Origin of the sequence: Agromyces humi, assembly GCF_009720255.1 — a bacterium.
Classification (GTDB): Bacteria; Actinomycetota; Actinomycetes; order Actinomycetales; family Microbacteriaceae; genus Agromyces; species Agromyces humi.
In genome coordinates this window covers 1-7,574 of record NZ_WJSP02000175.1, presented here as the reverse complement: position 1 = coordinate 7,574, position 7,574 = coordinate 1, and the positions used below count along the sequence as shown (strand labels likewise).

Annotated in this window: 6 protein-coding genes, 1 tRNA gene and 1 pseudogene; 3 read left to right on the top strand and 5 right to left on the bottom strand. The window is 68.4% G+C overall.

What is annotated here, in order from left to right; all coding sequences use genetic code 11:
* The coding region (locus tag GH736_RS13740) for a PRC-barrel domain-containing protein (protein ID WP_162529560.1) at positions 1-361 on the bottom strand (361 nt) is incomplete at its 3' end.
* A 459-nt stretch (positions 362-820) separates the two neighbouring features.
* On the opposite strand from GH736_RS13740, the gene GH736_RS13735 reads away from it, so the two are divergent.
* The gene (locus GH736_RS13735; protein ID WP_159604202.1) at positions 821-1,078 is read left to right on the top strand and encodes a hypothetical protein; all 258 of its coding nucleotides are present in this window, start codon (positions 821-823) and stop codon (positions 1,076-1,078) included.
* Between the two features lie 78 nt (positions 1,079-1,156).
* Here GH736_RS13735 and GH736_RS13730 read toward each other — a convergent pair whose 3' ends face one another.
* Positions 1,157-1,885, bottom strand: coding sequence for a DUF72 domain-containing protein (locus GH736_RS13730; RefSeq protein ID WP_159604200.1), 729 nt, complete (start codon positions 1,883-1,885; stop codon positions 1,157-1,159).
* Between the two features lie 285 nt (positions 1,886-2,170).
* Positions 2,171-2,341 carry a type II toxin-antitoxin system Phd/YefM family antitoxin gene (locus tag GH736_RS13725; RefSeq protein ID WP_159604198.1) on the bottom strand — a complete coding sequence of 57 codons (171 nt, stop codon included), beginning with the start codon at positions 2,339-2,341 and terminating at the stop codon, positions 2,171-2,173.
* 281 nt (positions 2,342-2,622) lie between these two features.
* Between GH736_RS13725 and GH736_RS13720 the strand changes: the two genes are divergently transcribed.
* Positions 2,623-2,699, top strand: a tRNA-Met gene (locus tag GH736_RS13720).
* 113 nt (positions 2,700-2,812) lie between these two features.
* Here GH736_RS13720 and GH736_RS13715 read toward each other — a convergent pair.
* Positions 2,813-4,177 carry an MFS transporter gene (locus GH736_RS13715; RefSeq protein WP_159604196.1) on the bottom strand — a complete coding sequence of 455 codons (1,365 nt, stop codon included), beginning with the start codon at positions 4,175-4,177 and terminating at the stop codon, positions 2,813-2,815.
* 3 nt (positions 4,178-4,180) lie between these two features.
* The gene (locus GH736_RS13710) at positions 4,181-7,111 is read right to left on the bottom strand and encodes an alpha-mannosidase (RefSeq protein WP_159604194.1); all 2,931 of its coding nucleotides are present in this window, start codon (positions 7,109-7,111) and stop codon (positions 4,181-4,183) included.
* A 258-nt stretch (positions 7,112-7,369) separates the two neighbouring features.
* Between GH736_RS13710 and GH736_RS13705 the strand changes: the two are divergent.
* Positions 7,370-7,574, top strand: a pseudogene (locus tag GH736_RS13705) (alpha/beta hydrolase); the annotation flags it as partial.

Sequence of the window (7,574 nt, the reverse complement as noted above, 5' to 3'; positions counted from 1 at the left end):
ACGTGTCGTGCCCGGTCGTGCCGAAGTCGAAGTCGCCCGCGTACTGCGACCCGCCCAGGTCGTAGTAAGTGAACAGGCGGTCCTGCTCCTCGGGACTGATGGCGCCGTCGATCTCGATCCGGGGCGCGTCCTTGACGAACGCCTTGTCGTACGCGATGCGGAGGCTGTCGCCGTCCCGAGTTGCGTCCTCGAGCGGGATGAGCGTTTCGGAGGTACCGAAGAATCCGGTGTTGACGCTTGCCCACAGGGGGCGACCGGTGCGGTCGTCGACGTACACCTGGTTGACCTTGCCGATCTTCTCGCCGTCGCGGTCGTAGGCGTGGGCGCCGATGAGGGTGCTGATTTCGTTGGTGTCGATCATTGGGGTGGCCTTTCATGGTGTTTCGGATGTCGGATGTGCCCGGGCGAGGAGGAGCAACCGGCTCCGACGGCACGACGGCACCACGGTTCGCAGGGAACCGTGGTGGCGCGCGAGGCGCATCGTGCCCGCAGCTCGGCCGAGTCGTTCGGGATCCGGCCGGCGTGTCGTGAATGCTCCTCGACAGGATGCTCGGGTGTTGACTGTGGCGACGTTACGCTGGACCTCACACCGCCGCAGGGGACTTGACACTCCGAGAAGCGACCCGCATGATGCCGTGCGCTCCGAGGTGGTCCTGCGCCCGGCCGGGACTGGGGTCCTGGCGACTCTCACCCTCCAGACCCGACTCACGAGCACCGAGCCGGACTTCTCGTCTCACGCATGTCAAGTCCCTGTGGCATCCGTCGGAGCGCAGGCACGCTGAGATGCAGGACATGAACGGCTGCCGAAGGGGTGGAAGCGATGCTGATCTCCTACGCCGGCGCGGTGATCGACCCGCACCTGGAACTCGTCGCGGTCGGCGACGACGCGTGGCGGCTCTCCGACGCCCGGATCCCCGAGAACGACGCCCGCCGGATCCTCGGCCTCGTCGAGCGGCACGAGCACTGGGTCGAGGTGATGTGGATGTGCGGCGGACCGGGCGAGTGCCGGTTCACGTGCATCGCGGAGGCGCTGGCGGCCGCGAGCGAGCGGATGCATCATCCGGACGGTATCCGATGACGCGACGCTGGCGCCGGTGAAGCAGCGTCGCCTCGCGCTGTTCCGTGACCCGGCTGCACACCGTGCCTCCGCGGCGCGTCAGGCGTCGAGCAATTCCTGGAGCCGCCATGCGTTGCGAACCGCGTTACCGCCCCCATCGTTGTTGAAGTACACGAACACCTCGTGGCCTCCACCGTCCCACTCCCGGATCCGGTCCGCCCACCACGCGAGATCCTGGTCGGAGTACGACCCGCCGTACAGGTGTCGATGGTCGGGGCCGTGCATCCGCACGTAGACGACGCGTGAGGTGGCACGGAGGATGCATGGGAGTTCGGCGCCGCTCATCACGCAGTACGCCGTGTCGTTGACCTCGAGCAGTCGGTACACCTCGTCGACGTGCCAGCTCGGATGCCGGAACTCGACCGCGACCTGCGTCCACTCCGGAACACGCTCGAGGAAGTACGCGAGGCGTGCGTCGTCCCGGGCAAGCGACGGCGGGAGCTGCACGAGCATCACCGCGCGGCGGTCGCCGAGCGCGTGCCAACCTTCCGCCATTCGCTCGAGCCATGGTTCCGCGCCGTACAGCTTGCGGGCGTGCGTCAGTCCGCGAGGAGCCTTCACCGACATCGCGAAGTCGTGGGGGAGCCGACCGCGCCAGGACCGGAACGACCGATCGCTCGGCCAGCGATAGAACGACGCATTGAGCTCGACGGTCGAGAACGCGGACACATAGCGGTCGAGGCGATCTCGAGGCGGCAGCCCGGGCTCGTACAGCACGTACTCCCAGTGGTCATAGCCCCAGCCCGACGTGCCGATAGAGACGGTCACTCCATTCCACCGTCCCGTTTCACGGGATGGGCGCATACTCCGCTCGACGCGGTTCCGGCGCCAGACGCAGGGATGACACGGTGACCGGACCCCGGCCCCGTCTGCTGGTCGGAACCAGCGAGTCTCTGCTGCCGTGCCTGCGGGTCCACGCGTCCTCCTTGGTAGGTGTTCCGAGTCCATCGGCCGGTCGCCGGTCGAGCAACCGGGTTGACACCCTCCGCCGCAAGCGTGCTGAGACTTCCATTCGTCGGGTGCGAGCGGTTCCTGATGGGATGAGCGCGGCGATCACGGGTCGGCACGGTGCGACGAGCGCAACTCCTCGAACATCTCGAACGACATCAGCACGACCGCCGCGTCGCCGCGCCGCGTGATCACCACCGGGTCGTTGCCCTGCTCGATCGCGTCGACGAGTAACGCGAATGTCTGCCTGGCTTCCGTCACCGATACCGTCTGCATACCTTCAGCGTGCGGCAGTGCCCGGCGCCGATCAACGGGTTGACGCCGAGTCCGGGACACGCACGCCCGATCCGCGGCAGGCGGAGCGGGCGGGTGGGGTTGGAGAAGATTCGATCACTTGGCGAGAACTCGGCGCAAGAGCGTCTCAGCGGCGATCGAGGCGGTCAGAACAGACTCGAATCGTCCGCTAGACTGAAACCGTCGTCGCGATCAGCCCGATCGAGCAATCCCGAGCTGATCAGGCATATCGCAAGGAATGACTGCCGCAGGGGAGTCAGCGTCGCGGGGTGGAGCAGTTCGGTAGCTCGCTGGGCTCATAACCCAGAGGTCGTAGGTTCAAATCCTGCCCCCGCAACCAAGACAGAAGATCCCGGTCTCGAACGAGGCCGGGATCTTCTGCATCTGCGGGCCGCGTGCAACGGGATCGCTGCCGCCGCCGGCCATCCGCGGTCGCTGCGACAACGGCAGAGGTCAGTCCATCGTGTCCGGACGGGCCGCCGCTGGCGCACCCAGCCGATAGAACAGGAAGGGGACCGCCGAGAGCAGGCAGCTGGCCGCCGGCACGAGCGTGATCGCCACGAAGACGGTGTTCTGCATCTCAGGGGTGACCGTCACGCCGGCCTCGTACCCCGCCATCACCACGAACGCCCCGAACACGAGCACGGCCAGCGCGTTCATGATCTTCGTGGCGAAGGTGAGGCTGGCGAAGGAGATGCCGTCGTTGCGCACCCCGAGGCGGCGCTCCGCGTCGTCCACCGAGTCGGCGATCATCGTCGCCTGCGTGACGAGGAAGATCCCGAGGGTGAGGCCGGTCAGGAAGATGAACACCAGGATCGCGGCGAGGTTCTCGAAGCCGACCAGGTACATGGCGACGTACAGGACGGCGGCGACGAGCGAACTGCCCACGATGAGCGCACGCCCCGAGAGCCGGCGGAGCAGCAGGGGCGTCGAGAACGACGAGACGACCATGCCCAGGATGATCGCGGCACCGACGAGGGTGAAGGTGCCCTCGTTCCCGTACGCGATCACCACGAAGACGGCGCCGCCCGCTTGGACGATGAACCGCCCGAAGCCGAGCACGGAACCGAGCAGCACCATGAGCAACGGGGTGTTGCGAAACAACGTGGTCACGAGCTGACGCAGGGAGAGCCCCGTGGACGCGGCCGAGGTACGTCGCTCGCGGGTGAAGAAGAAGGCGAGCAGGAACACCCCCATGCCGAGGAACGACGTGATGAACACGGCCAGGGACCATCCGCTGCTCGTGGTCTCGGGTCCGAAGCTCAGGAGGCGAGCCACCCACGGCATCCCGAGCGTCGCGAGTCCGAGCGCGATGGCTCCGAAGGCGCGGACCATTCCGATCACCCGCGTGCGCTCGGCCGGGTCGGCGAAGGCGGAGCCGATGAGACCCCAGAACGGCACGTCGCACACCGTGTAGGCGAGGCTCCACAGCACGTAGCAGACGCCGAAGTACACGAGCTTCAGTGGTTCGGCGGTGTCGGGCACCGTGAAGAGGAGTCCCGAGAGCAGTGCGACGGGCGCGGCGGAGAACAGGATGTACGGGCGGAGCTTGCCCCAACGGGTGCGGGTCATGTCGATGATGCTGCCCATCACCGGGTCGAGGATCGCGTCGACGACCTTCGAGACCGTGATGATGATCGTCACCACCGCCAGTCCGGCCGTGCTGATCCCCGCGTACTGCAGCAGGTAGACGAGGATGAACGTCGACACCGTGGTCAGCACGATGTTCTGGCCGAATCCCGCCGTGATCACGGCCGTCCGCTGCCGTCTCGGAGGGACGACGTCCTCGGTCGCGCCCTGGTTCGCCGTTGCCGTCAACGCTCAGTCCTCCAACAGGATCGTCTTGATCTCGAACGGCCCGAAGTCGATCCGATCGAGGTCGGCCGCATCGCGAGGTCGCTCGAGCAGGTCGGTCTCGTGCGCCGCACGATACGCCCGGTCGACCCGGAGTGTCACCGTGGTCGGACGCCCGAGGCTCTCGTACAGCCGGAGCACCACGCCGTTGCCGTTCTCGGCCCGCTTCACGGTCTCGACGATGACGCCCGGTTCGTCGACACCGACCAGGCTGTCGAACGCCACACCGTCGGTGATCCGCAGCGGGTTGTTGAGCCGGTAGCCCTCGCGCACCACCTTGGCGAGATCGCCGCGCTCGAACGGGCAGAACGCGTAGGTGAAGTGGTGGATGCCGCGGTCGGCCGTCTTGTCGGGAAACGTCGGGGAGCGCAGCAGGTTGAGGCTCAGCAGGCCGTTCTTGGCACGGTGCCCGTACTTGCCGTCGTTGAGCAGTGCGAACCCGCCGCCGGCATCCTCGGTGGCGATCCACTTGTGCGCGCAGACCTCGAACTGGGCCTTCTCGACGGCGTCGCGCTCGGTGGTCACCCGCTCGATGTGACCGAACTGGATCTCGCACTGCACGGTCTCGCCGTAGTGGACCGGCCGGAACTCCGCGCGCAGCATCCGGTGCCGCGTGTGCCAGTCGACCTCGGTCTCGAACCGCACGACGTCGCTGCCGGCCTCGAGCACGATGCGCTGGTCGATCGTGACGCCGCGTCCACGGAGCACCTGGCGGCGCACGGCCACCGGACCGTCGACCGTGGACTCGACGTGGCTGACCCGGAGCGTGCGCGGGGTCTTCCCGACGTAGTCGGCCTTGATGTCCCACGCGTTGAACGGCCACACGTAGGGGTCCGTGTGCACGACGAGCCGGTTGAGGCCGCCGCCGGCGAGCTCCGCGCCGTCGCTGCCGCGGCACGAGACGATCTCGCCGCTGGCGGCGTCGAACCCCAGCGTGAGGATCCCGTTGCCGAGCGTGTCCTCCGAGGAGACGAGGTCGGGCTGCTCCCGGGCCGCTGCCAGTGGCGCCGCGGCGTACGACGGGACCTCGGCGTGGAACCAGCCCTCATCCGTCTTCACGAACTCGCTCCGGGCCAGGCCGGTCAGGTTCACGGCGGTGGCCGTTCCCGGCCGGCGCGGCAGGCGGCCGACGAGCTCGTCGGCGTAGTCGTCGAGCGCCGCCCCAATGCGCTCGTAGGTCTCGATCGCCTCGCGGTTGACACGGGCGATCGACGAGCCGGGCAGGATGTCGTGGAACTGGTGCAGCAGCACGTCGCGCCAGTGCTGCTCCAGCACGGGCCTGCTGTCGTCCTCCACAAGCACCGCGAGCGCCTCGACCTCGTGCAGCTTGCGCTCGACCAGGCGGTTGAGGCGCTTGATCCGCCCCTGCGTCGTGTAGGTGCCCTGATGCGTCTCGAGGTAGAGCTCGCCGACGTGGGTGTGGGGGATCTCGCGCTGCTCGAGCGAGCGGAAGAAGTCGCCGGCCGAGGAGTACTCGACCCTGGGAAGGCCGCGCAGGTTCCGCTCACGCCCCGTGACCTCGTGGTGGATCTCGTTCGGTCCGCCGCCGCCGTCGCCCGAGCCGTAGACGAGGAGCGCCGTGTTCAGTGCGATCTCGGGGTACTGCTTCAGGCCGGTGAGCAGGTTGTCGGCCGCCCCACGGCTGTTGTAGTCGCCCTCGGGTGGCATGTGGACGAGCACGGTGGACCCGTCGATGCCCTGCCAGTGGAAGGTGCGGTGCGGGAAGTCGTTGACCGTGTTCCACGCGAGCTTGATGGTCTGGAACCAGTCCATCCCGGTACCCCGGAGGATCTGCGGCAGGTTGCCGTTGTATCCGAAGGTGTCGGGCAGCCAGCAGAGGCGCAGCTGCTCATCGGTGAGCCCGAACTCCTCCCGGAGGAACCGGCGGCCGACGAGCGCCTGCCGCACGAGCGACTCGCCCGACGGCAGGTTCGTGTCGGGCTCGACCCAGAACGAGCCCTGCAGTTCCATGCGTCCGTCGGCGACGGCCCGCCGCATCCGATCGAAGAGCGCCGGATGCCGCTGCTGCATCCACGCCATCTGCTGCGGCTGCGACGTGCCGTAGATGTAGTCATCACGTCGGTCCACCGCGTTGAGCGCGCGGACGTAGGTGCGCGCGGCCTTGCGCCGTGTCTCGCGCAGCGGCCACAGCCACGCCATGTCGAGGTGGCCGTGTCCGACGGCGCTGTAGACGAACTCGCTCGTCGACGGAGCCGAGAGGTGCTCGGCGAGGGCCGCTCGCGCTCCGGCGACGTCGCTCGCGGTGAAGCGGCGGTAGGCGTCGTCCAGCGCGCGCCGCAGGTCGGCCTCGAGTGCGGCGTCCTCGGTGGCACCGGCCAGCACGAGGAGCGTGAGGTAGTCGTAGAAGAGCGCGTACGCCTCGTCGTCCCGGGTGGCCAGGTGGGCGCCGTGGTAGACCGCGCGGCCCACCTCGTAGAGGATCCAGCCGTTGTAGGTGACGTCGACGAAGAGGTCGACCCTCCCGGTCGAGGTGTCGACGTTCTGGACGGGCCGGTAGCGTCCGCCGCCGCTCTGCGGCAGGTCGCCCTGCTGGAAGACCGTGCTCACGGAGTCGAGCAGCTCGCCGTGCGGCGAATGCACGAGGCCTTCGCCCCGGATGCCGAGCATGACCACAGGGTGCTCGACCCCCGTCGGCACGTCGCCCGTGATGCGCAGCCAGGCGCAGTCGAACACCTTGCCCCAGTGGGTGCCGGGTCGAAGCGGACGGAATCGGGCCCGGTCGAGTTCCTCGAACGGAATCGGCTCCGCCGACCGGATGATCTCGGCGTCGAGTCGGGCGACGGGCGTGTACACCCGGCGACGGATGCGCATGAGCCGGCGGTACTCGCGGGGCTGCTGGACACGGAGGCCGAAGAGCCACGCCGCGAAGCCCGCCATCCGTGTCCCCTTGCCTGGAGCCGACAGCCCCTGACTCCCGCCGCTCCGACGCGGGGTGGGTGCGAGCGGCGGCTCGCGGTGGTCAGTCTATGGCTCGAGGCCCGGAGTGCGGGAGCCGGAGAGCGGGTATGCTGCACGACGACCGGACCGAGGAGGTGAGACCCATCAACATGCAGACCACGTGGGCGCTCCCTCGAGACACGGCCTAGCCGCATCGGCAGCCGCGGAGCGTCCCTGACGCATCCGAAAGGCAGCACCATGCAGTTCACCTCCGAGACCGTCGACGACGGGCTCATCGAACGACGTTTCACGATCGGCGACGTGCCGGGCGTCCTGTGGACGCCGGCCGGCGATCACGACCCGCGCCCGCTCATCCTCCTCGGCCACGGCGGGGGCCAGCACAAGGCCGCCCCCGGCATCGTCGCCCGCGCCCGCCGTTTCGCGGCTGACGGCTTCGCCTCGC